Below are 25,154 nucleotides of genomic sequence, written 5' to 3'. Positions count from 1 at the left end.
GATCGAACGGGTTTTTATTTGCTAACAAATCAGTTGCATCCCTCATCTTTGTACTCTACTTTGCGTGGCACAACAACCTGCAACCTATTATGGAAAACGAATTATTGAATGAGGTACCTTCCCTGGATTTGCACGACTTTACTTCGGGCGATCCGGCGGTCAAGGATAAATTTGTGGCCGACCTGGGTGCGGCTTTCAATACCATCGGTTTTGTGGCCATCAAGAACCACGGCCTTACCGAGGAAATGCGCACGAAGCTCTACGAAGTAGTAAAACGTTTCTTTTCACTCCCCGAAGAGGAAAAAAAACAATACGAGCACGAGGAGCTTTTCGGACAACGAGGGTACATTGGCAAAGGAAAGGAAACCGCCAAGGGTTTCAAGGTAGCCGATTTGAAGGAGTTTTACCATGTCGGCCAACCCGAGCCCGCCGAAGGCATGGCGGGTAACGTTTTTCCCGAGAACATGCCTGAATTCGAGGCCTACACTACGCTGGTGTACCGGACTTTTGAAAATACAGGTCGTGCCCTTTTGCAAGCCCTGGCGCTGTACCTCAATCTGCCCGAACATTATTTTGATGACAAAGTAGAAAAAGGCGACAGCATCCTGCGGGCTTTGCACTATTTTCCAATTCCCAATCCCGATGCCCTGCCCGAGGGCGCGGTACGGGCGGCGGCGCACGGCGACATCAACCTCATCACGCTGCTGATGGGCGCAAGCGCCGAGGGCCTGGAAGTACTGCGCCGCGACGGAACATGGATACCCATCACTGCCCTACCCGACCAAATCGTGGTGAACGTGGGCGATATGCTGGATCGGTTGACCAATCACAAATTGAAGTCCACCATCCACCGCGTGGTAAATCCACCCCGCGAAAAAATGGGCAGTTCGCGCTATTCCATCCCCTTCTTCATGCACCCCAGGGGCGACATGAATCTTACTTCCCTGGAAAGCTGTATTGATGCCGAACATCCTAAACTGTACGTGGATATGACGGCTGGCGAATTTCTAGACGAACGCCTGCGGGAATTGGGGCTAAAAAAGAGTTAGGAGGGAAAGTGGAGAGTGGTTGCATCCTATCCACCACCTTAGTACCTTGACATACTTTTCCCCCGGTTCATGCGTCGTATTCGGTATATCATTTTCCTCAAAGATGTGCTCATCCTGGCCTTTACCGCTTTTGGCGGGCCACAGGTGCATCTGATGATGATGATCGACCTACTGGTAATCAAGAGACGCTATCTGACCGAGGAAGAACTGCTGGAATTGCAGGCGCTATGCCAGATTCTGCCCGGCCCTACTTCCACGCAGACCATCACCGCACTGGGCTTCAAAATCGGTGGGCCGGGCTTGGCTTACCTCACGGTGCTGGTGTGGTCGCTGCCCGCCATGACCCTGATGACCGTGGCGGCATTAACCATATACTTTCTCGAAAAAAGAGAAATCTCGCTCGGTTTCACCCGGTTTGTCGGACCCATGGCCGTGGCCCTGTTGATGCACGGTGGCTACCGGATTGCCCGCCGGGTGGTACACGATCAGCAGGGCTGGCTGCTGCTGATCAGTTCGGCTACTGTGGCCTACCTTTTCCCTTCACCCTTTATGACTCCCATCGTGATCGTGATGGGTGGCGTAGTAGCTTCACTCAATTACCGCAAACAGCCCCGGATGGAAAAAACTCCAATGCGGATCGAATGGTCCAATTTCATTCTTTGGCTGGGTGTGCTGGTGGGAGCGGCGGTGCTGGGGGCCATTACCAAATCGCTACCCGTGCGATTGTTCGAGAACTTCTACCGCAACGGCAGCCTGGTGTTCGGCGGCGGACAGGTCCTGATTCCGATGTTGTACAACGAGTTTGTGGAGTTCAAGCACTACCTCACCCAGGAAGAATTCCTGACAGGCATGGCCCTGACCCAGGTGGTACCCGGCCCGGTGTTCTCCATCTCGACCTACGTGGGGCCATGTCCATGCAGCACCAGGGCGTTAGCGGGCAGATCATCGGTGCGTTGGTGGCTACGGTCGGGATATTCCTGCCGGGTACCTTTCTGATTTTCTTTGTCTATCGTTTCTGGGATCAGCTCAAAAAATACCGGGGTATCCGCGCTTCGCTGCAAGGCGTCCACGCCACGAGCGTCGGATTGACGCTGGCGGCGGCCGCCACGATTTTTGTACCTATGGCCACAAGCTGGCTTCCCCTTCTGACGGTGTTAGGTACCCTGGCGTTGCTTTTTTATACGAAGCTACCTCCTTATGTTTTGATTTTGGGAGGTTTGGTTTTGGGAATAATTTTTAGTTGAAACAGCGGCTTGTCAAACCACGTTATTCTCTGCATACTTCCGGGAAATACTTGCGTTTTCATCCGAAAAGCTTCAAATTTGACAAACATTCACCCTGAGCAATGAAACTTCACTTTCCCATCGTTCTCGAACAGGACGAAGACAATATCTTCATCGCTTCGTGTCCCACTTTCGAAGGCTGCCACTCGTATGGAAAAACGGTTGAAGAGGCTATGATTAATATCAAAGAGGTAATCGAGCTTTGCCTGGAAGAACAGTCCATAGAGTCGTACAATCAATTTGTCGGTTTCAGGGAACTTGAACTCGAAGTAACCTAGTGGGTAGGCTACCCACCATTTCCGGAAAAGATTTTCTCCGACTACTTCAAAAGAATGGTTTTGAAGTAGTGAGGGTTAAAGGTTCCCACCACCGCATGAAGCATCGGGATGGTCGTGTCACAACTGTTCTCGTTCACAAAAACGACGATCTTCCAAAAGGCTTGCTGCATAAAATCATCCGGGAAGACCTCAAAATCACTTTGGAGGAGTTTGAGACTTTGATCGCTGAATGAGTGAACGTAGCTCCGCCACCTCTTCCCTCAGAATCTTCACTTCTTCATTCTTCTTCTCCAACGCCACCACGTACAGCGTCAACTCCTCGATTTTCTCTAACAGCTTGGCATTGAAAGCCGTGGCTTCCATACCCTCCGCCACCATTTTCTCCGCCGAAGGTACCCCCGGCAGGTGCTTATTCTTTTTCACAAAATCCTCCACTTCGCCCAAAGGCCGCAGCGCGTAGTCTTCTTCAAATACCTTATCCGACCAATCGGCCACGCTCGCTACCTGCACGCGCGGCTGTGCCAGGATCAATTTGCCTTGCTTGTTGACGGTGAGGTACTGCCCGGCGTGGGGCAGGTAGGTCCCTAGGAGGCTGGGAATTTGCACAGTCATTTCGTCACTCCCCAGCACCAGCGTTTTTTCCGTACCAATGGGAATTTCTGCTCCCAGGCCGAGGGCCAGACTCTCATGCTCATTAAAGTGCAGGAAGGGTTGATTTTTGAGCATCATCGAGTTATCGTAGGCCACGAAGTTCATGTTTCCTCGAAGGGTGAAGCGCTCGTTGGGGTAGGCCGTGCCGATGCCAACTTTGACATGAATAGTGTCGCCGAGTACGAGGCCGTCGTTGATGCCCACCAAGGCATTATTGCCTAAAGCAGTGGCACGTTGCAGAGCGTCTTTGTTAGCCCCCGTCGCGTCGGCGTAGATTCCAAGGTAGGTGTTGAAGCTGCCTGTCTTGTTGTTAAGCCCAGCTTGAAAGCCAGTAAAGACGTTACTGCCGCCGGTCGTGTTGCTAAACCCGGCTTGAAAGCCCGTGAATAAGTTGCCAATGCCGGTTGTATTGGAATAGCCTGTGAAGCCGCCCAGAAAGACATTTTCGCGTCCGGTCGTATTTACCCTCCCGGCCACTAAGCCAGTAAAGACGTTATTGAGGCCAGTCGTGTTGTAGCCTCCCGCGTAGGCTCCTATGAAGACGTTACCGCGGCCGTCTGTATTGGCTTTCCCTGCTTCAACTCCCGTAAACACGTTGGTATGACCGGTCGCGTTGAATTTCCCTGCTTCATATCCCGTGAACACGTTGGCATAGCCGGTCGTATTGGAGTAGCCGGCGTAGGTACCTGTGAAGACGTTGTGAGAGCCGATCGAGTTGTTGTTTCCGGAGTAGCTGCCCGTAAAGACATTTTCAGCGCCAGTCGTATTGCTTTGTCCAGCCTGGTAGCCCGAAAATACGTTGTAAGAACCCCGGAACGTGGCTGAGTAGATGTTATCGGGGCCAATCAGCACGTTTTTTGATCCGTTTCCGGCAATGGGTTCCGAAGAGGTGACGACCGTGTTTTGGGCTAGCAAAGCGGAAGAAAACAGTAACAATAGGGAGCAGGGCAGCCCCAACAAGTAGCGTGTAGAAAACATAGTAGGTGTTTAGATATAGCGTTTGATTTTCAGTGTTAGCCCAAGTAGATTTTTAACAATTATACGTAATATCTTTTGTAAATGCAGGTACCTAGTGTAGAACCGATAACAAATAGAACCCTGCTCAAAATAGAGTTACCACGCCAGCCCTGTCGTTGCAATCCTCCCGCTTATTTCCAAACTTTGGCAAAACAATTATCGGCTTTCAACGACATGAGAAAAACCCTACTGCTGCTGTCCTTTTCAATTCTTGTTATTAAAACCACCCACGCCCAAACCCAACCCGAATTCCTGCGCCTAAATGCCGTGCAGCAGGCCTGGGTCGATTCGGTGTTCAAGAGCCTGACGCCTGACGAGCGCATTGCGCAGCTCATCATGGTGGCCGCTACGTCTGATACCAAACGATCGTTGATCGACACGGTCCGCAGCAATCCGGCTTATGTGACGAAGCTGATTCAGGAAAACAAAGTCGGGGGTGTAGTATTTTTTCAGGGCGGGCCGATGCCGCAGGCGCGGCTGACCAATTATTACCAATCCATCTCGAAGGTACCCCTGCTGGTGGCGATGGACGCGGAGTGGGGCCTCGCCATGCGCATCGACAGTACCGTAAGGTACCCCTACCAGATGACACTAGGCGCGATCCAGGGGCACGACGATTTGATTTTCGATATGGGTGCCCAGTTGGCGCGGCAGATGAAACGATTGGGTGTACACGTCAACTTCGCACCCGTGGCTGATGTCAATAATAATCCCAACAACCCGGTCATTAACTTCCGTTCGTTCGGGGAAAATAAGTACCGCGTAGCGGAGAAAGCATTAGCCTACATGAAAGGAATGCAGTACAACGGTCTGCTCACGAGCGCCAAGCACTTCCCCGGCCACGGGGACACGGGTACCGACTCGCACTACGACCTACCCCTGATTCCCAAAACACTCACCCAGCTGGATTCGCTGGAGTTGTACCCTTTCAAAGAACTGATCGATCACGGATTGGCGGGTACCATGATTGCCCACCTGAGCATTCCGGCACTGGACAGTACGCCTAACCTACCCTCTACCCTATCGAAACCCATCGTGACCAAACTGTTGCAGGATGAGCTGGGCTTCAAGGGGCTTATCTACTCCGACGCCATGAACATGAAGGGCGTAACCAAGTACTTCTCCGAGGGCAAGGCCGACGCCATGGGTCTAGAAGCGGGCATGGATTTGCTGGAATTTACCGAGGATGTACCCAAGGCTATCGCCGAAATTAAGAAATCCATTGCCGAGGGTACCCTTACGCAGGCCGATATCAACGCCCGCTGTTATAAGGTACTACAAGCCAAAGCCTGGGCTGGGTTGAATCATTTCGAATCCGTCGAACTGGAAAATCTGTACGAAGACCTGAATCCTGCCGCCGCCGACCTGACCAACCGCCTGCTGACCGAAAAAGCCCTGACGGTGTTGAAAAACGACGGCAACCTATTCCCCCTCCGTCGCCTGGATAGCCCGAAAATCGCGGCTATTTCGCTGGGGGCTGACTCCATTACGACTTTCCAGAAGACGCTGAATCTGTATACGACCGTCGATTCGTACAGCCTTCCCCGCAGCCCCAGTGCCTCACAACTGGCCGCGTTGGACGCCAAGATCCAAGAGTACGATTTATTACTCGTGGGGGTACATCAGTACAGTATTTCGCCCCGCCTGAACTTTGGCATGACACCCGAAATGACGGCTGTGCTGGAAAAACTTCTTGCCACGGGAAAAGCCGCCGTGACGCTCTTTGGTAATCCTTACGTCCTGAACAAAATCGCACAGCCCGAGCGGGCCAAGGCTATTGTGATGGCTTACCAACTCACGCCCTATACGGAGGATTTATCGGCGCAGTTGATTTTCGGGGCCATTCCCGCCGAGGGACGACTCCCCGTGACGGTCAACGCGCAGTTTCCCTACGGCGCGGGTCAAAGTACCCCGAGCCTGAAACGTCTGAAATATACCATTCCCGAGGAAGTAGGCCTGGATTCCAAGTGGATTACCTACAAGATTGACTCCATCGCCAATTACGCGATCGCCCAGAAAGCCACGCCCGGTTGCGTGGTACAGTTGGCCAAAGACGGCAAAGTGTTTTTCCGGAAAGCCTACGGCAAACATACCTACGAAGGGGCGGAACAAGTAAAAATCAACGACCTGTATGACTTCGCTTCCGTTACCAAAGTAACGGCCTCCACGCTGGCGTTGCTGAGCTTGTACGATCAGGGTAAGTTCGATCTCGACGCCACGATGAAAGACTACCTACCTTTCCTCAAAAAGTCGAACAAAGCCGACCTTCCCTGGCGCAAGGTACTCACCCACAGCGCCCGCTTGAAATCGTGGATACAGTTCTGGCGTGAAGCGCAGAATCCCGATGGTACCTGGAAGAAAAATACATTCAGCACCACAAAATCGGACAAGTACCCTACCTCCGTCGTGGGCGACAGCCTTTTTATCCATAAAAACTACAAGGACGTGATTTACAAATCCATCCGGGATTCGCCGCTGAATCCCGAGGAAGGTTATGTATACAGCGATCTGTCTTTTATCCTCTATCCCGAAGTAGTCAAGAACCTGACGGGTACGAATTTCGAGGATTACCTGAAAGATAATTACTACAAGCCCATCGGTGCCAATTCGCTCACTTTCAATCCCAAAAGATTTTACAAATTGGATGAGATCGTTCCCACCGAGCGGGATACCTTTTTTCGCCAAACGCTACTGCATGGACAGGTACATGACGAAGGTGCGGCCATGTTGGGCGGCCTCAGTGGCCACGCCGGCCTGTTCGGCAACGCCAACGACCTGATGAAGATCATGCAGATGTACCTTCAAAATGGGTACTACGGTGGCAAGCAATACATCAGTCGCGACGCTATGTTCGAGTTTACCCGCTACCAGTTTCCCGAGTTGGGTAGCCGCCGGGGCATCGCTTTCGATAAGCCCAGTTTCCAGTATACCGGCAACGCCCCGCACTACGCCAGCCCGGCCAGTTTCGGCCACACGGGCTACACGGGCATCATGGTCTGGATGGACCCGGTGTACAACCTGGATTTTGTATTCCTCTCCAATCGGGTGTACCCCACGCGGGAGAACACGAAGCTGTATACGCTGAATATCCGCACATCGATTATGGATGCGGTGTATGAGGGGCTGGGGCGAGGAAAAACGGGGATGTAGATATATAGTATGTAAACCCAACGGCATGTGCCCCGGAGGGGCCAACCGTTAATAGCACCATAGGCACAGTCCAACAATACACGCCGGAGGCGTCGCCCGTTAATAGCAAAAATACGAAACCCAACGCCATGCGCCCCGGAGGGGCTGACCGCGTGGGGAGTGCATCTGCACAGGAACTGTTCTTATATTGACAGTCGACCCCTCACGGGGTGAAAATCCGCACAGAAAACGTTTTTCTATTAACGGTTGGCCCCTCCGGGGCGCATATCTACCGGCATTTCGAAATGGTTAGTGTACGGATTGAGAACTTTGTATTTCATTGAAAATTCAGACTAAAACTTCTGCTTTATATATTTAAATTCCTTCAAATCCATGCCCAAACCTGATACCTTTTCTCAAATGTACATTCACGTCGTGTTTGCAGTAAAAGGCAGGGCAAATGTCATTCGGGAAACGCACCGCGAGCAGGTACAACGCTATATAACGGGCATCGTTCAAAACCGTAAGGCAAAGGTGTTGGCCATCTATTGCAGACCGGATCATATTCATATTTTAATCAGCATAAACCCGACAACTTTGGCGGCTGATCTGGTGCGGGATATCAAAACCAATTCCACAATTTTCATCAAAGAGCAGGGCATCGCCCGCAATTTCGCCTGGCAGGAAGGGTATGGAATATTTACTGTGAGTCATTCACAAAAGGATACGGTATATCACTACATTATCAATCAGGCCGAACATCATCGACAGCGTAGCTTCCGGGATGAGTACCTGGCCTTGCTCCAAAAGAACGAAATCGAATTTGACGAAAAATATACCTTCGAGTGGTACGAACACGCGGAATGAATTCCGCTTATCCCGAGTAGCTAATTTTTTTCAGGTCAGCCATTCCGCGTCGAGGGTACCCTAGGGCAGTTTTCCATACTTCTATGCAAGCAAAAACCTCCGCCGGATCGGGAATAGATCCCGATTCGGCGGAGGTACGGGAAGAGGTGTGCTATTTAATTCCAGCCACCACCCAACGCCCGGTACACATTGACCGTGGCGTTCATTTGCTGCAATTTGGTTTCGATTAGGTCGAAGCGTGACTCCAGGGCATCGCGTTGCGTGAGCAGTACCTCCATGTAGTCGGCACGGGCCGAACTGAACAGGTTGTTGGAAATCGTGATCGACTGCGTAAGCGCCTGTACTTCCTGAGATTTCAAATCGTACGTGTTTTGCAGATTGCCAATGTTCGAAAGCTGATTGATCACTTCGATGTAAGCATTCAGTACGGTACGCTCATAGCTGTAAATGGCCTGAATCTGCCGGGCATTGGCACTGTAATACTGGGCTTTTATGGCATTCTTGTTGACCAACGGTCCGGCCAAATCGCCTATCAAAGCCGCCAGCAGTGATTCGGGTAGCCTGGCCAGATATACGGGATTAAACGCCCGGATACCCAGGTCGGCGGACAGTCCCAATGAAGGATAAAAATTGGCCCGGGCTACTTCTACGTCGATTTTAGCGGCAGTAAGTTCCAGTTCGGCCTGCCGGATATCAGGACGGTTCGACAGCAGCTGGATGGGTAGGCCCGCCCTCACTACCTCAGGTACCAGCGTCTCGAAATTGTCGCTGCTGCGGGCTACGTGTTGCGGATAGCGGCCCAGTAAGAAGTTGATTTTGTTTTCAGTCTCCGTAATCCGCTGTTGAATGCCATACTGTAAGCTTTGTGTATTGAGTACCTGCGCCTGGAATCGCTGTACGGCCAGTTCAGTCACCTTCGCGGCTTCTTTCTGCATCCGCACGATTTTCAGCGCGTTATTCTGTATCCCGATATTATTTTGCAAAATGGCCAATTGCGTGTCGAGCGACAGCAATTCGTAATAAGAAGAGGCGATTTCGGCGACGATGTTGGTCGTCGTAAAATTCCGGCCTTCACGGGAAGACAGGTACCTTAGAGCAGCCGCTTTTTTGGCATTACGCAACTTGTGCCAGATATCCACTTCCCAGCGGGCGTATAGGTCTACCACAAAATCGGGCAGCGGATCAGGTGTTTCCAGGCCCGGCTTGATATCCGTGGTAGCTTCGGTAGAGCCGGGATGGGTGTAGCGGGCGGCTTTTTCCACACTCGCCCCGCCGCGCAGGCCTACGAATGGCCTGTATTCCCCGGCTCTTTCCAGTACTTCATTTTGAGAAATGGCAATTTCCTGCAGGGTGATATTCAATTCCTGGTTACCCGTTAACGCGGTATCGATTAGGGCCGTCAGGTAGGGATCGGTGAAATAGGTCCGCCAGCTAAGTTGTCCCGAGTTGGTGGAGTCCAGCGAGCCGTTATAGCTCGCCGGCACTTCCTTATTGACTTCTTTGGTCAGCAAAGCGGGCGTTTTACAGGCCGACACGAATAGTGCGACGGCCGCTACGACCGTGCATTTATATATGAGTTGTTTCGTCATGATTGGTACTTTATTCTGTTATAGAGAAGGCGTCCACCTGATGGACCATGGATTCGCTCAACGGTTCGTCTTCTTCCCCTTTGATCATATTCCGGCCATCGGCCAAATGCGCGAATATGTAGTATAAGCCCGGAATGATAATTACGCCAAAGACGGTACCGAACAACATACCACCCAGGGCGGAAGCGCCAATGGTTCGGTTGCCAATGGCACCAGCTCCCGTAGCAATGATCAAGGGAATCAAACCCGCCACGAAGGCGAACGAGGTCATGAGGATAGGTCGGAAACGTACCCTGGCTCCTTCGATGGCAGCCTCCATAATCGTGGCTCCCTGGTGGCGCTTCTGCACCGCAAACTCCACGATCAGTACGGCATTTTTACCCAATAGACCAACCAACATGATAAGCCCAATCTGGGCGTAGATATTGTTTTCGAGTCCCATGGCTTTTAACAGCATAAAGGAACCAAATACCCCGACCGGAAGTGAGAAAATTACGGCCAAAGGAATGATGAAACTTTCGTACTGAGCCGCCAACACAAAGTACACGAATGCCAACACAATCAGGAACACATAAAGCGACTCATTACCCCGGATCGATTCGTCATAGGAAAGGCCCTCAAAAGCGATGTCGTACCCTTTGGGCAGGGTCGAGGCGGCCACTTCCCGGATGGCTTGAATGGCATCAGCCGTGGTGAAGCCCTTCGCCGGAAGCCCCTGAATGGCGGCCGAATTGTACAGGTTGAAGCGGGTGATCTCATTGGGTCCCTGGCCTTTCTTGAGTTTCATGAACGACGAGTAAGGTACCATTTCTCCCGCATCGTTTTTGACGAAAAGCTTCAATACATCGGAGGGAAGCCTTCTGAAGGCAGGATCGGACTGTACATACACTTTGAAGAACTGATTGAACTTAATGAACCCCTGTTCGTAGGTACTACCAATCATGATGTTGAGGTTCTCCATTGCTTTTCCGATCGACACGCCTTTCTGCATGGCCAGATTATTGTCGATCTCCAGCTCGTATTGCGGGTAATTTGCGGCGAAAAAGGTAAACAAGCCCGTGAGTTCTTTGCGCTTGCTCAAATTTTCCATGAACTCCTTATTGATTTTATCGAATTCCTGGTAGTCCGTATCCGTGTTCTTATCCAGCAGACGCATGGAAAAACCGCCCGATGTACCAAAGCCCGGAATAGCTGGTGGTTCGAAAAATTCGACAACGGCGCCAAGGTTTCTCGATTTTTCCTCTAGCTCTTCCATGATTTCCTTGACATTCTCCTTGCGCTCCGACCAGGGTTTCAGGTTGATCAAACAGGTACCCGCGTTGGATCCCCGCCCTTCCGTCATAATCTCGTAACCGGCCAAAGAAGATACGCCTTCGACACCATCGATTTCCTCACAAATTTTCTGAAGCCGTTGCGAAACCTCGTTGGTTCTTTCCAGGGTAGAACCGGGGGGGTCTGGATAATGGCGTAGATGGTACCCTGGTCTTCGTTCGGAATAAAACCCGCAGGCAGGATGGTATTCTCATAGAATATACCCGCGCAGAATGCTGCTAAAATACCGAACGTAACCACGCGTCGGTTGACTATTCGTCTTAACAAGCCGACGTATTTGCCGGTAAGCTTTTCAAATCCCCGGTTGAAGCTATCGAGCGATTTGGACAGCAGGTTTTTCTTTACTGGCTTTCCATGATTGTTTTTCAATAGCATGGCGCACAGTACGGGCGTAAGGGTGAGAGCCACCACGGCCGAAATAACAATGGAACTGGCCATGGTAATGGAAAACTGTCGGTAGAAAACCCCCACCGGACCCGACATAAACACCAGGGGAACAAATACCGCCGTCATAACCAGGGTGATGGCGATGATCGCCCCACCGAGTTCGCGAAGTACCTCCATGGTAGCCCTGTACGGAGAGAGGTTTTTTTCCTCCATCTTGGCATGCACCCCCTCCACTACCACAATGGCATTATCTACCACGATACCGATTGAAAGTACCAGTGCGAATAACGTAATCAGGTTGATGGAAAGGCCAAAAAACTGCATGACAAAAAACGCACCCACCAGCGATACAGGAACCGCGAGGATCGGAATCACGGTAGATCGCCAGTCACCGAGGAATATGAATACTACCAGGGCCACCAGTATGAAGGCGTCACGCAATGTATCAAGTACCTGCTCAATGGACGTATCCAGAAATTGAGATACATCGTAGCTGATTTTATAGTCCACTCCCGGAGGAAAGGATTTTTTCATGACCTCCAGCTTGGCCTTGACATCCGCAATTACATCATTGGCATTGGTACCATAGTTCTGCTTCAATACAATAGCCGCCGAAGGATGACCGTCGAGGTTGGAATAAATATCGAAGAATTCACTTCCAAGTTCTACGGTAGCTATATCTTTCAAGTGAATGCTTTCACCTTCTGCGTTGGCCCGGATAATGATATTCTCATATTCTTCCGGCTTATTATACCTACCCTTGTAGGTAAGTACATATTCCAGCGATTGGGCCGATATACCCGAACTCTGACCGATCCGGCCCGGACGCCCTACTACACTCTGCTCGGCCAAAGCCTCATTAACATCCTCGACCGAGATGTTATAGGCCCTCATCCGGTCGGGATTGAGCCAAACCCGCATGGCGTACCGGCGGCTACCCAATATCTGGCTCCTGGCTACGCCCCGGGTCCGGTTTATTTCCGGAATCATATTGACGGTGGCATAGTTGAACAGGAATTTTTCATCGATGCTTTTATCCTTTGAATAGAGGTTGACGTACATCAACATACTGGGCTGGATGGGCGTGATGATTACCCCTTCGCGCTGAACCAGTTCGGGCAGAAGCGGCATGACCTGGTCTACCCGGGTCTTGACCCGGATCACCGCGTCGTTGGGGTCGGTGCCGGGTTCAAAAATAATCCGGAGGGTAGCCTCACCCGCACTGGTGGCATCCGTGGCGATGTACCGCATGTCCTGCACCCCGTTGATAGCCTGTTCTAGGGTAATCAGCGTGGATTTGACCAGTACGTCGGCGCTGGAGCCGGGGTAGGCGATAAATATATTGACCGTAGTGGGTGCAATGTCAGGGAACTGGGAGATGGGTAAGCTTCTGATAGCCAAGCCACCCACGAAAATGATTACGACCGATATGACAATAGCAAATACAGGCCGGCGTAGGAAGGAACTAAACATAATATCTTGCTTTTTGGGAGAGTTGAATTATTCCGCGTACAATTCCAACTGAGACAGCATCTTGGTAGGTTGCACAAATTTTGGGTGTATCTTTTCGTTTTCGTGTACCAGCCGCAAGCCTTCGAGCAAGATCTTATCGTCTTTGTTGAGTCCTGACTGAACCACAAAAATGTGCGGCAACTCCGCGGAGATGGTTATTTCACGCGACTTGATCGTATTGTCCTTATCCACCACGTATACGTATTTCTTCTCCAGTACTTCAAAGGTGGCTTTCTGTGGAATGAGCAGCGCGTTTGTATAAGGTACCGTCACCAGCACGTTACCCGTTTCGCCGTGCCGCAGCAGTCCGTTCGGGTTGGGGAAGGTAGCCCGGAAAGCGATGTTACCCGTTTCGTTGTTAAAATCGGCTTCGATGGTTTCTACTTTACCCGTGTAAGGAAACTTCTGATTGTTGGCCATCAGCAGATTCACCTGCTTCATATTGTCCTGACTGGCGCTGGACTTATAGTCCAGGTACTCCGCCTCGGGCACGTTAAAATAGACCCACATCTTGCTGTTATCTGACATGGTGGTCAGCAATTCCCCTTCGTCGACCAGGCTCCCTAGCCGTACCTGGAAGTGATCCATGATACCACTGAAAGGTGCCCGGATTTCGGTGAATCCCAGGTGCACATTGGCCAGCGACAGTTCCGCCTTGGCCTTTTCCAGTTTGGCCTTAGCCATCGCCAGTTCATTTTTCGACACGATGTTGCTGTCGGCGAGTGACTTCGTGTTATTATATTCAATTTCGGCAAAATTCGCCTCCGCTTTAGCTTTCTGCTGTTCGGCCTGGTACAGCATGGGCATGATCTGGAACATAAGTTGCCCCTGCTTGATGTGCTGTCCTTCATCCACGTAAATTTTCTGCAGGTAGCCTTTTTCAAGAGCCCTCAGCTCAATGTGGCTGATGGCATGGATCTGGCAAACGTACTCTTTGGTGATTAGGGTGTCTTTGACGACTGGGCTGGTAATCAGAAACTCTGTTTCTTCTTCCTTCTTTTCTTCGCCTTTCGAGTCACAGCCTGTTTGGAAAAACAAGGCGCACAGGCTTACGAATAAGAGTGTTCTTTTCATGTTTGAATGACGGTTGTCGTATATAAAATTTTAGAAGAGTTGATTTTGTACCCCTGAACTCCCTACGTGGAATAGGATTTAAAGAATACGGCGCAAGTATCACTGCGCGCCTTAACCACAAGTTAAAAGCAGATTAAAATAGGGTTAAAATTCATTGACCTATATTTTAATAGTACAAAATAAGAGCTACACTATTGCCAAATATTGTTGAATATATACAAAAAATTATATAATATATTATATATAAAAATCCTAAATTAATATGATAAAAGCGACTTCCATCTATCAGAAAATGCAGGATTGCATTGGATTTATCATTTACTACCAGGATGAGCAGATTGTACCTTACATTTCATGGCCATGCCTGAACCCGGCACCTCTTCCGGTGGGAAAAGTACCGGCTCTTCCAAAAGATTCTAGCGAAAATGCACTACCTTGAAACCGATTAACCCTACTTTATCCAGAAATGAAAATCAACCCATGGCTGTTCTTTTGTTCGCTTTTGCTGCTCCCTTATCACCTCCGGGCCCAAACGGCGCAGGCGGTCAAACAGATCGAAGAGCTTACTACCACCAACTACCCGCAATGGGATGCCCTGTATAAATACCTGCACCAGAATCCTGAGTTGTCCTTACAGGAAGAGAAAAGCGCGGCCCGCATGGCTTCAGAATTGAAAAAGCTGGGATTTGAGGTCAAGGAAAAAATCGGGGGCCATGGTGTAGCGGGGATTTACAAAAATGGTACCGGCCCTACCGTACTCATTCGGGCTGATATGGACGCGCTGCCGTTGGAAGAAAAAACCGGCCTACCCTACGCCAGTAAGGCTCGGGGGATCAATGCAGCCGGCAATGAAGTGAACGTGATGCACGCCTGCGGCCACGATATTCACATGACGGTATTTGTGGGTACCGCCCAGGCCCTGATCAAAACTAAAGATGCCTGGAAAGGTACCCTCGTCATGATTGCCCAGCCCGCCGAGGAAAACGGACTGGGTGCCGATCGGATGCTGAAGGACGGGCTATTCGACTTTGCCCCGGTCCCTGACTACGCGATCGCCCTGCACGACAATTCCTACCTACCCGCCGGAACAATTGGCTTCCGTGAAGGGCCACTCATGGCCAGTGTCGACATGATGGACATTCAGGTGTTCGGACAAGGGGGCCACGGCGCGGCTCCCCACACCACTATCGATCCCGTAGTGCTGAGTGCTGAAATGATCTTGGCCTTCCAGACCATCGTAAGTCGTACCCTCAATCCTATCGACCCGGCGGTAGTGACGGTAGGTTCCATCCATGGCGGCACGGTACACAACATTATTCCTGACGATGTAAAACTGCAACTGACGCTCCGCTCCTACTCACCGGAGGTACGTCAGAAAACCATTGAATCGATCCGGCGCATTAGTGAAAATTATGCTCAGGCAGCCGGGTTGCCAGCCGACAAGATGCCCGTCATCAGTATACGTGAGCCCATGACGCCCGCCACGGTCAACGACCCGGCGCTAACCCGCCGGATCATGGGGCTGTTCAGAAGTACCTTTGGCGAAAAGAACGTCACCGAGGTCGATCCGTATATGGTAGGCGAGGATTTTAGCCGCTTCGCCCTGGAAAACAGCCGGGTACCCATTTGTATGTTCTGGCTGGGTACCCTAGCACCCGAAACGATTCAGAAAGCCAAGGAGAAAGGAGAACAGCTACCTTCGCTTCATTCGTCCCTGTTTGCCCCCGTTCCCGAACCTACCATCAAAACCGGCGTAAAAGCCATGAGCGTGGCGGCCCTGAATTTGTTCGGGAAATAGCCGTTTTATACCGAATTCTCCGGGCAGAAACGTTAAAATTCAAACATTCGCCCCGGGGATTTGATTTAATAAGAGTCAGTCGACCGGCCAACCGGCACTAGTTCCTGACTTTTAGTAATCCATTTTTTCCTCATAAGCCCGAATTATCCCAAACCACTGATCCGAAAACAAGGTTTTCGGCCCGGATCTTTCACCAAACCCACAGTACCTCTTGATCGCAACGCCCCCTGCCCTCTTTGGCAAGTCGCATACCTCACCGGATGAACTATACGGACCTCTATTTACGGAGGTACAGTCCAGGCGGATTTTCAAAGACTCCAAATCGTTTGCCGACGCCGTCCCGCGGATCGATCCGGCCGGCATTATGGAAGCCTACATGCATCAGAAAGAGCATAGCGACTTTAACCTGAAAGCTTTTGTAACGGGGTACTTTGAAATGCCTCACATCGTAACGACCGAAACGGACACCCGGGAAGACATACCACCCATCATCGAGCGTATCGACTGGCTGTGGTCACGGCTGTCGCGGCCCGTTAAGGCCCAGCATCAGGGCGGATCTCTTCTGATGCTACCCGAGCCGTATGTGGTACCCGGAGGGCGCTTCCGGGAAATCTACTACTGGGATAGCTACTTTACAATGCTCGGACTCCGGGAATCGGGGCGCGTGGATCTGATCGAAAGCATGCTTCAGAATTTCGTGTACCTGATCGATCATTTCGGACACATCCCTACCGGAAACCGAACCTACTATCTGAGCAGGTCGCAACCTCCGTTCTTTTCGTTGATGGTGGGATTATATGCCGAGATAAAAGGAAGAGAAGCAGCGGTCCGGTACCTGCCCCAGCTCCAAAGGGAGTACGATTACTGGATGGAAGGGAGCGATCGGCTGGATGAATCGACCATCGCCCATCGCCGGGTAGTCCGGCTGCCCGACGGTACCCTGCTCAACCGCTACTGGGACGACCGGGCCCTACCCCGGCCCGAGGCCTATTGCGAAGATGTGGAGCTAGCGAAAGAAGCGCAGCAGAATCACGGTCACGAACCCGAATCGGTGTACCGCTGTCTTCGGGCAGCAGCCGAGTCCGGTTGGGATTTCAGCAGCCGCTGGATGGTCGATGGAAAAACCTTTGCCACGATCCATACCACCAATATTCTGCCCGTGGACCTGAATTGCCTGATACAGCATCTGGAAAGTACCCTGGCCGAAACCTACCGCCTCAATGCACAACCCGAGCTCGGCCACTATTACGAAGCCAAAGCCCGTGAGCGCTGCCAGGCCATCAATGCCTGGTTCTGGAACAGCAGGCAGCAGTTTTACATGGATTACGATTTTCGCCAACAAAAAACTACCGGCATATTCAGCCTGGCCGGGATTTTCCCGCTGTATTTCAAATTGGCCAATCTTCGGCAGGCCCGCTTCGTGGATGCCTACGTGCGGCTGAACTTCCTGCGCTCGGGAGGCGTGGTCACAACACTCAACGACTCCGGCCAGCAGTGGGACGCACCCAATGGCTGGGCGCCTCTGCAATGGATTACGTACCAGGGATTGCGTAATTATCAGTTCAATTGCTCGGCAAGCAGGCTACGCGCCAACTGGCTGCACCTGGTTGAAAAACAGTACTCTACTACGGGTAAAATGCTGGAAAAGTATAATATTCTCAATACCAATCTTCTAGCCCGCGATGGGGAATACGATTTGCAGGAAGGTTTTGGCTGGACGAATGGCGTATATTTGATTATGAAAAACCAAAAAGCGTGCTAAGCTATGCTCTACGTAATACATGCTTACGACTATACCGATGAACAGGCCCACGACCGCCGCCTGACCGCCCGCCCGCTCCACTTTGATCGGGCCAGGACGCTCAAAGCCAACGGGCACTTTGTGCTGGGTGGTGCTTTGCTCAGCCCCGATGGTGAAATGATCGGTTCTCTGATGGTTCTGGACTTCGACGATGAAACCCAGCTACGTACCTGGCTCGAAACCGACCCCTACGTTACGGGCCGGGTGTGGGAGAAAATCGACGTAAAACCCTTCCGGCAAGCCGATGTCTGAAAAAAATCTTTGCTAAGCTGACCTACCGATGTTTCAGGCTGTCATATTTGATATGGATGGGCTTTTGGGCGACTCTGAACCGATCTGGCAGGAAGTGGCCATCGACATATTCAAGACCGTCGATGTACCACTTACCGTCGAAATCTGCCAGGAAGCCACGGGCCTAGGCACCGCCGAATTTGTGAAGTACATCCATACCAGGTACCCCTGGCGCCATAAATCCTGTGACCAGATAGGCGAGGAAATTCTGGCGCTGGCCCACGAGCGCATCGGAGCTGCCGCGCACGAAATGCCCGGCGCCACCGAACTGATTCGTTTTTTTCATAGCCTGAACATCCCCTTGGCGGTAGCCTCGGCCTCTCCCATGAATATCATTGAAAGCGTTTTGGAAAGGTTGAACCTGCGCTCCTACTTTACATTATGGCACTCCGCCCTGCTGGAAGCCCGGAACAAACCCTACCCCGATGTGTACTGGGGGGCGGCCCGCCTACTCGGGGTAGATCCCGCCGCCTGCCTGGCTTTCGAAGATTCGGGTAATGGGTTAAAGTCGGCCGTTGCCGCAGGTATGCTGACTGTAACTGTACCAGCGGCTTATGAATATAACGATCCGAAGTTTGACATAGCCACATTAAAAATTCCTTCCCTGCTTCATTTTGACCAGAATATTTTTGATACCTTGTTGAAAAAACTCGCTTGAGCATTTATGAAACTCTCCCTTTATCAGCTTGACGCTTTTACGGATACCCTCTTTGCCGGAAATCCGGCAGCGGTGGTACCCCTTGACTCTTGGATTTCCGACGATCTGATGCAGAAGATTGCCTGTGAGAACAATCTGGCCGAAACCGCTTTCTATGTTCCGACCGAGGAGGGCTACCACATCCGCTGGTTCACCCCCACCGTAGAGGTGGACTTGTGTGGCCATGCTACCCTGGCTTCCGCCTATGTCTTATTTTTTATCAAGAATCACTCTCATTCCGAGATTTCCTTCGAGTCAAAAAGCGGCATATTGAAGGTTACGCGCCAGGACGACTGGCTCACGCTCGATTTTCCCGTCGATACCTACCAGGTAGCCGTAGCGCCACCCGCCCTGTCTGAAAGCATGCGGTCCCTGGAATCGTTCGAGGTTTATAAGGGAAAATCAGATTACATGGTCGTGCTACCCGATGAAACGCAAGTCCGTGAGTTGAAACCTGACCTGTTCATATTGTCTACCATACCCACCCGTGGGGTCATCGTAACCGCCAAGGGTGATGAAGTCGATTTCGTTTCTCGTTTTTTCGGTCCCCAGTCGGGCATCGACGAAGATCCGGTCACGGGGTCGGCCCATACCACCCTCATTCCCTACTGGGCCGAGCGCCTGAACAAGACCCGCATGACCGCTCGCCAGCTTTCGGCGCGAGGGGGTACCTCCGGTGCGAATTGGCAGGCGACCGTACGCTTATCAGTGGCCAGGTTAGGCTATACCTGACAGGCGAAATTTCGATAGAATGACGTCAGCTTGCCTTGTATATTAAACAGAGCCACGGACTGATCAGTCCGTGGCTCTGCTCATAAATGGGTACCCCCTATACGGGCAGCGATCCCTGGAACGTTCTTTTCCAAATTAAATCAGGGAGCCCACATGCGTCGGCTTTGCCAATTTTTCTACTTTTGACTTATGGATCGTGTGCCGTTTTGCTTGGTGTTTTGTCTTTTCCTGCTGGTATTTTCTTCCGTGGAGAGCCGTGGGCAGAAAGTATTCGTCTATGATTTCAGCGACGGACTGGCCAGTTCCAGCGACAGCGCCCCCGCCCTAAAGCCGCTCGGCCAGGAAGGCCAGTACATCGAGGAAGTACTCCCCGAGCTGGGAAAGACGAAACGGACCGTGTACCAATTCGAAGCCAATTCCGGTTTACAATTTGACAACAACCAAGCCTATGGATTCCTGAACGGTTCCTTTACGATTGAAATATACTTCCGTCTGAAAGAACTGGAAAGCTGGAAGCGCGTGCTGGATTTCAAGAACCGCAAGTCCGACAATGGCTGCTATATCTACGAAGGGAGGCTTAATTTCTTTAATTTCGCTACCGGCGAGAAAGCGCCCGTCAAGCCTAATGAGTATGTTCATTACGTTTTCTCGCGTGAGGCCGAAACGCACCTGATCAAAATGTACGTCGATGGCGAGTCGAAGGTGGAGTTTCAGGATCCCGGCGACGAAGCGGTCCTGGATAACGACCAGGTACTGAATTTCTTTCAGGACGACCTGATTGCCAAGAATGAGGCCAGTCCTGGGGCCGTAGCCCTGATTCGGATGTACGATCGGGTCATGACGCCCGTTTTTGTGCGTGAAAGCTTCCGGCAACTGGCCCGGACGATCGACGCCCCCTCTACCCCAGTTCCTAAGGCCGAACCTGCACCCAAGCCCGAATCGGCTAATCTCGAACAGATTGTGGTAGTAGCTAAAGCTCCGCCTCAGACGGTAGAAGTCACGGGTAAAGTATTCAACGGACGTACCCTGGACATTCCGGTGCATGTGGACGTGCTGGTCAACCGCATCAACAGTGACTCCGTCATAGCGCGCATGAAGGCCGTGGAGGGTACCTACCGCTTCCAATTGCCGCCTGCTCATACCTACCGCATCACCGCCCTTAGCCCCGGCTTCGAACCCAAAAGCATCGTTGTGACGCCCGGTGCCAACCAGGGTGAAGAAAAAACGCTCATAAACATGAGCGAAGAAAGCTACGATAAGCCTATTGCTACCCTACCTTTTTCCCAGAGTGATTCTAGCCTGACCGATGCCGCCCGCACCGCGCTGGACACGCTGACGGGTTTTCTGGAAAGCCGTCCCGACCTGCGTATCAAGCTTTATGGGCATACCGATAATGTGGGGGATTTTGATAAGAATCTGGCCTTATCCCGGCAGCGGGCCGCTATTGCCCGGGCTTACCTTGTTCAAAAAGGGGTAGCAATCAGCCGGATCGAGGAGCGGGGGTACGGTCCGTCGCGCCCACTGGCGAGCAACAGCTCCGAAAGCACCCGGCAGCTCAATCGCAGGGTTGAGGTCTGGGCGGAACCTATAAAAAGATAAAGCCTTCTCAGTTGAGAAGGCTTTATACTGACTATTCCTAAACCCTTAACCTTTTTTTACTCTAATTATCTTATCGCTTAGAGGCTGGCGGTAGCCGGAACTACATAAGCGGGTGTCTCAATAAAAACGGGTGTCAGACTGTCGATATCAAAGTTCCAGATGAACTGGATTTGCTGGACGGTCTTTTGAAGATCGCGCGACCATTGATTGGCCTGCTCGTCTTTCTGACGGTTCAACTTCGTGTTGAGCGACTTGACGGCTTCGTTAAAAGCCTTCTGGTCGGCTTTGGTCGTATTCAGTAGCTTTGACGGTGACAGGCTGTATAAAGTCACAATTTTATCGACAATCAGCCAGTCGGCTTTTCCACTGAACTTTGGCAGGTTTTCCTTGACATACGTAGAAAATTCAACTTCAGATCCCCGGGCCAGTACTTGCGCTTTGGCGCTAGAATCATTCGGTACACTCTCAGAAAAACTTACGGAGGGATTTGCGCCAAGTATTACTCCCAATACAGCTGCAAATATAAAACTTTTTTTGGTACTCTTCATGGTTTTGTTCTATTTTTATTTTCAGTTAGAGAACGCACAAAGGTCCATGTATAGTTTCATTCTACCAAATCAATTCTTGACCAATACCCAAATTTTATTTGGTATAAAATTTCAATTTGTGCACCAAAAGGCATATTAAGGGTTAATAAAATAAATAATACAAAATTTTATTTTGATTACTATTCCTACTTGTATCCTTTTATAGGGAAACCATTAATTGAAAAATTCTTCAAAAAATACAATCATTGGTTGAAAATATTCATGGTTTGCTGTATTCCCAAAGTGCAAAAAGAGAGCAGCATATCATCGGCCCGGTCCAGAAAGGTGGGCAATTCGTCCATTTCCCGGTCAGAAAAGGGCTTTAGTACGTATTCCACCTGTCGGCCGCGCGGAAAATCATTACCGATCCCGAAGCGGAGCCGGGCGTAATTGGGAGTACCCAATACTTCCTCAATATTGCGCAGGCCGTTATGTCCACCGTGCGAACCTTTGGGCTTCAGGCGCAGGGTACCGAAGTCCAACTGTAGTTCATCCACCACGACCAGCAGGTTTTCCACCGGGATTTTTAACGTATCCAGGTAGTAGCGTACGGCTTTTCCACTCAGGTTCATGTAGGTGGTAGGTTTGATGAAGTGGATCTGACGTCCTTTGTGCTTCCACTCGGCAGTGTAGGCCAACCGCTCGAACGAAAAACGGAAATCGTGTTGGGCCGCCAGGCGGTCCAGGGCCATGAAGCCCACGTTGTGGCGGGTGAAGGCGTATTCGGGGCCAATGTTGCCCAGCCCGGCGATGAGGTATTTCATAAATTGTTTCGGAAAGTCGTGGCTAAGGTTATAATTTTAGGCACAAACTTATTTAGATAAGAGATAGGAATCATGAATTATGAGGGATGAATGATAGGATATGCCGAATCCAACCTCGGTAAACTGTCCCAGTCAACTCTCCACTATCAACTCTCCACTAAAAAAATGTCCCAAAAACGCCTTATCCTCAGCAGTCCGTTGCTGGAAATCATGACCAGCCGCCTGTGCCAGCAGTTGATCGAAAATCACCAGGATTTTTCCCAGTCAGCAGTACTGGGTCTTCAGCCGCGCGGAATTCACCTCGCTGAACGCGTTGTGGCCGAACTCCGTGTCCGCACGGACATCAGCATCCCCCTGGGGCATTTGGACGCTACCTTTTACCGCGATGACTTCCGGCGGCGCGACTCGCCCCTCAAGCCCAACAAGACCCAGGTACCTTTTCTGGTGGAGAATAAAAACGTAATCCTGATCGATGATGTGATAGCTACGGGCCGTATGGTACGGGCCGCCCTCAATGCCATGACCGCCTTCGGACGCCCCAACCGGGTGGAATTGCTGGTGCTGATCGACCGCCGCTACAACCGTGACCTACCCATCGAACCCGATTATGTAGGCATGAAGGTGAATACGCTCGACAGCCAGCGCGTGCAGGTCGAGTGGAAAGAACAGGGATTTGAGGCCGATCGGATTTGGCTGGTCGATTGAGGTTTTTGGGATAAAAGGGCAAAGGCACAATGTAAGATACTCAAGGGTACCTACCCTGCCAATTGTTTAACGGAATTACTATCCATACAGACACCCATGAATCCTACCACGGGAAGGTACCTTATCCTGATTGGTCTCGCCGTAGTGCTGCTTGGCATAATCGTCTATTTTCTGCACGATAAGCTGCACTGGATTGGCCGCCTGCCGGGTGATGTTCGGATCGAGCGGGAGAATTTCCGCTTCTACTTTCCCATTACCACGCTCATTCTGTTCAGCATTCTGCTGAATGTGATCATCGTTTTGATCCGGAAGCTTTTCGGGTAGATGCCTGGGGTTTCGGCTTACCGATATCTTCGGTGTTGTAGGTGAATTTATTGACGTAAAAAACCTCCCGCTGCGGGGCCCCAACCGGCGCATTTTTACTGGTGCTGACCCGCTGAATACCATAGGCCAGAAAATACTTGTCGTACCAGGCCGTCAGGGTAGCATTCTCATTGTACATCACTTTCTCGCTCTCCGACTTGGCTTCGATCTCATATTTTTCATTTTCCACCACCACTTTTTCCCTACGGATTACCTCGGTATGGATATTTCCGTCCTGCGGGTAGGCCAGCAGGAAATAATCGTCAATGGGCGTTAGTTGCACCATTTCCTGCAACTCGAAGCTGGTCAGGTCTTTGATGGTAATGCAGTTATCCCACAGAAAATTGCCATCGCGGTCGAATCCACAGACGATGGCGTGGGTGTAGCGGAAGCCATCCATCGAGCGCATATACTGGCGGCTCAGGCCATTGAACATGGCCGGGCTGTTGGTTTTGTAATTGGGGTAGTACACTTCGGCTACCAGCACGATTTCGTCCTCCATCTGAATCAGGTTATGCACCAGCAGCCGGTACCTGAACTTGTTCTCTTTGCCCATCGATTTCCTTTTGCCAATGCGGTCGAGTACCCGCTGTCGGCGCTTGGGTTTCATGAAGTTGAAGAAATTCTGCAACTCCGAAAACTCAATGAAATTGGGTTCCTCGGGTACGTTATCCTCAATGTGCGTCACGTAGAGTCCTTGGGAAAAAGGGGTACAACCTACGGAATAATTCCCGATCAGATAGGAATCTTCGGGATTCAGGGGGACGATCTGCCCGGAAATCAGGCTATTGTCTGGGTCTTTGAGGGTGGTTGTTTTGAGGAGTTTACCTTCGTAGTTATAGGTTTTGATGGCAAATACGCATTCCCGCTTCTTTACGGCGTAGGTAATGACATTAATCAAGCCATCCACCTCGTTTACATCTACATTGTTAATCTCCATATTTCGCTCAAACAGCCCCGGCAGTACTCTTGTAGTATGATCGAAGAAGGAATGGACGATCACCACCGGGCGGCTTCGGTAGTAGCCCGCCACCAGTGCCTTGCTGCCGATGACCTTGAACTGATTGACATTGACATTAGCCAGCAGGGTACCTCGGTGGGTATCGATGTGGCCCTGTTCGAGGTCAAGCTGTAAAAACAGGAAATGGTCGGTGTCGGGCTCCGCAAAAAGCCAGTAGGCGTAGTTGGCGTTCTGGTACGACATGACCGGAATGTAGCGGAAATCCATGCTGTATTCTTCCGTCCATACCACTTTCAACTCCGTGTCGTATTTTGTAAAAATCCATTTTTCGTTCCGGTTGCCTAGGTACTCGCTCCGGCGGATCACCATCAGCGCGCCCCGATCGCCCAGCGAAAACATATCGAACTGCTCATTGGTGAGATCGTGAGTCGGTATTTCGATGCGCGTGGTCTGCTCAAGCTGAGCCCAGGCGCTAAGCGGAAGCATGCTCAGAAGCAGGTAGGCAGCTAAAAGAAATCCAGATTGAATTGTGTAAAAGTGCGCTCGCATCAGGGTGCTTTATACAAAAAAACGACGGCTTGCTCTTCCTATTATAGGTACCGAAAGATAGTACATTTCTTCCGACTGTAAAACGCTAAACTACGAATAAGGTTGTTGTAGACTACGGCGGGGTCGGAATTTTGCCCTA

General features: G+C 51.1%; 20 protein-coding genes and 2 pseudogenes. 15 read left to right on the top strand and 7 right to left on the bottom strand.

Going from position 1 to position 25,154, the window contains the following annotated elements:
• Positions 1-89: 89 nt before the first annotated feature.
• The 5 genes from GBK04_RS21215 to GBK04_RS21200 all read left to right on the top strand — a co-directional run bounded on the left by GBK04_RS21215 (position 90) and on the right by GBK04_RS21200 (position 2,843).
• Entirely contained in the window at positions 90-1,049 is a 960-nt protein-coding gene (locus tag GBK04_RS21215; protein WP_152763147.1) for an isopenicillin N synthase family dioxygenase, read from the top strand.
• Positions 1,050-1,118: 69 nt separating this feature from the next.
• Positions 1,119-2,045, top strand: coding sequence for a chromate transporter (locus GBK04_RS21210; protein WP_373331190.1), 927 nt, complete (start codon positions 1,119-1,121; stop codon positions 2,043-2,045).
• Complete coding sequence (locus tag GBK04_RS30905; protein WP_373331189.1) at positions 1,958-2,293, top strand: chromate transporter; 336 nt, start codon at positions 1,958-1,960, stop codon at positions 2,291-2,293. The genes GBK04_RS21210 and GBK04_RS30905 overlap by 88 nt, the downstream gene beginning before the upstream one ends.
• 101 nt (positions 2,294-2,394) lie before the next feature.
• The gene (locus GBK04_RS21205; RefSeq protein WP_152763145.1) at positions 2,395-2,610 is read left to right on the top strand and encodes a type II toxin-antitoxin system HicB family antitoxin; all 216 of its coding nucleotides are present in this window, start codon (positions 2,395-2,397) and stop codon (positions 2,608-2,610) included.
• Positions 2,610-2,843 carry a type II toxin-antitoxin system HicA family toxin gene (locus GBK04_RS21200; RefSeq protein ID WP_373331188.1) on the top strand — a complete coding sequence of 78 codons (234 nt, stop codon included), beginning with the start codon at positions 2,610-2,612 and terminating at the stop codon, positions 2,841-2,843. Before GBK04_RS21205 ends, GBK04_RS21200 begins: the two co-directional genes overlap by 1 nt.
• Here GBK04_RS21200 and GBK04_RS21195 read toward each other — a convergent pair.
• On the bottom strand, positions 2,806-4,239 hold the full coding sequence (locus GBK04_RS21195; RefSeq protein ID WP_152763143.1) for an autotransporter outer membrane beta-barrel domain-containing protein: 1,434 nt from the start codon (positions 4,237-4,239) through the stop codon (positions 2,806-2,808). The two genes, GBK04_RS21200 and GBK04_RS21195, sit on opposite strands and share 38 nt — an antisense overlap.
• A 213-nt stretch (positions 4,240-4,452) precedes the next feature.
• Here GBK04_RS21195 and GBK04_RS21190 point away from each other — a divergent pair, with 213 nt between their 5' ends.
• Together GBK04_RS21190 and tnpA are read left to right on the top strand one after the other, a co-directional pair.
• Complete coding sequence (locus GBK04_RS21190; RefSeq protein ID WP_152763141.1) at positions 4,453-7,428, top strand: serine hydrolase domain-containing protein; 2,976 nt, start codon at positions 4,453-4,455, stop codon at positions 7,426-7,428.
• Positions 7,429-7,800: 372 nt separating this feature from the next.
• On the top strand, positions 7,801-8,274 hold the full coding sequence (tnpA, locus tag GBK04_RS21185) for an IS200/IS605 family transposase (protein ID WP_152763139.1): 474 nt from the start codon (positions 7,801-7,803) through the stop codon (positions 8,272-8,274).
• Positions 8,275-8,429: 155 nt separating this feature from the next.
• On the opposite strand, the gene GBK04_RS21180 is transcribed toward tnpA, so the two are convergent.
• The 3 genes and pseudogenes from GBK04_RS21180 to GBK04_RS21170 all read right to left on the bottom strand — a co-directional run bounded on the left by GBK04_RS21180 (position 8,430) and on the right by GBK04_RS21170 (position 14,168).
• Positions 8,430-9,863 carry a TolC family protein gene (locus GBK04_RS21180; RefSeq protein ID WP_152763137.1) on the bottom strand — a complete coding sequence of 478 codons (1,434 nt, stop codon included), beginning with the start codon at positions 9,861-9,863 and terminating at the stop codon, positions 8,430-8,432.
• A gap of 10 nt (positions 9,864-9,873) precedes the next feature.
• Positions 9,874-13,055: pseudogene (locus tag GBK04_RS21175) on the bottom strand (efflux RND transporter permease subunit).
• Positions 13,056-13,082: 27 nt separating this feature from the next.
• Positions 13,083-14,168 carry an efflux RND transporter periplasmic adaptor subunit gene (locus GBK04_RS21170; protein ID WP_152763135.1) on the bottom strand — a complete coding sequence of 362 codons (1,086 nt, stop codon included), beginning with the start codon at positions 14,166-14,168 and terminating at the stop codon, positions 13,083-13,085.
• 466 nt (positions 14,169-14,634) lie between these two features.
• On the opposite strand from GBK04_RS21170, the gene GBK04_RS21165 reads away from it, so the two are divergent.
• From GBK04_RS21165 to GBK04_RS21140, 6 genes and pseudogenes are all read left to right on the top strand, one after another.
• Positions 14,635-15,966, top strand: a complete 1,332-nt coding sequence (locus GBK04_RS21165) for an amidohydrolase (protein WP_152763133.1) — start codon at positions 14,635-14,637, stop codon at positions 15,964-15,966.
• A gap of 211 nt (positions 15,967-16,177) precedes the next feature.
• Positions 16,178-17,728, top strand: a complete 1,551-nt coding sequence (gene treF, locus GBK04_RS21160; RefSeq protein ID WP_152763131.1) for an alpha,alpha-trehalase TreF — start codon at positions 16,178-16,180, stop codon at positions 17,726-17,728.
• A gap of 3 nt (positions 17,729-17,731) precedes the next feature.
• Entirely contained in the window at positions 17,732-18,019 is a 288-nt protein-coding gene (locus GBK04_RS21155; protein ID WP_152763129.1) for a YciI family protein, read from the top strand.
• Between the two features lie 28 nt (positions 18,020-18,047).
• Positions 18,048-18,716, top strand: a complete 669-nt coding sequence (locus tag GBK04_RS21150) for an HAD family hydrolase (RefSeq protein WP_152763127.1) — start codon at positions 18,048-18,050, stop codon at positions 18,714-18,716.
• Between the two features lie 6 nt (positions 18,717-18,722).
• A pseudogene (locus GBK04_RS21145) lies at positions 18,723-19,510 on the top strand (PhzF family phenazine biosynthesis protein).
• A 166-nt stretch (positions 19,511-19,676) separates the two neighbouring features.
• Positions 19,677-21,086: an OmpA family protein gene (locus GBK04_RS21140; RefSeq protein ID WP_152763126.1), complete on the top strand. Its 1,410-nt coding sequence runs from the start codon at positions 19,677-19,679 to the stop codon at positions 21,084-21,086.
• 77 nt (positions 21,087-21,163) lie between these two features.
• On the opposite strand, the gene GBK04_RS21135 is transcribed toward GBK04_RS21140, so the two are convergent.
• Positions 21,164-21,634, bottom strand: coding sequence for a hypothetical protein (locus GBK04_RS21135; protein WP_152763125.1), 471 nt, complete (start codon positions 21,632-21,634; stop codon positions 21,164-21,166).
• A gap of 242 nt (positions 21,635-21,876) precedes the next feature.
• A complete protein-coding gene (gene pth / locus GBK04_RS21130) occupies positions 21,877-22,437 on the bottom strand; it encodes an aminoacyl-tRNA hydrolase (RefSeq protein ID WP_152763124.1) in 561 nt (186 codons plus the stop codon).
• Between the two features lie 165 nt (positions 22,438-22,602).
• On the opposite strand from pth, the gene pyrR reads away from it, so the two are divergent.
• Positions 22,603-23,142: a bifunctional pyr operon transcriptional regulator/uracil phosphoribosyltransferase PyrR gene (gene pyrR, locus GBK04_RS21125; protein ID WP_152763123.1), complete on the top strand. Its 540-nt coding sequence runs from the start codon at positions 22,603-22,605 to the stop codon at positions 23,140-23,142.
• 96 nt (positions 23,143-23,238) lie between these two features.
• Positions 23,239-23,466 carry a DUF2905 domain-containing protein gene (locus tag GBK04_RS21120; RefSeq protein ID WP_152763122.1) on the top strand — a complete coding sequence of 76 codons (228 nt, stop codon included), beginning with the start codon at positions 23,239-23,241 and terminating at the stop codon, positions 23,464-23,466.
• Here GBK04_RS21120 and GBK04_RS21115 read toward each other — a convergent pair.
• The gene (locus tag GBK04_RS21115; RefSeq protein ID WP_373331187.1) at positions 23,435-24,952 is read right to left on the bottom strand and encodes a hypothetical protein; all 1,518 of its coding nucleotides are present in this window, start codon (positions 24,950-24,952) and stop codon (positions 23,435-23,437) included. The genes GBK04_RS21120 and GBK04_RS21115 overlap by 32 nt on opposite strands.
• Positions 24,953-25,154 lie beyond the last annotated feature (202 nt).

The organism is Salmonirosea aquatica, assembly GCF_009296315.1.
Classification (GTDB): Bacteria; Bacteroidota; Bacteroidia; order Cytophagales; family Spirosomataceae; genus Salmonirosea; species Salmonirosea aquatica.
The sequence above is the reverse complement of the archived record's forward strand: the minus strand, read 5'-3'. Positions and strand labels throughout refer to the sequence as shown.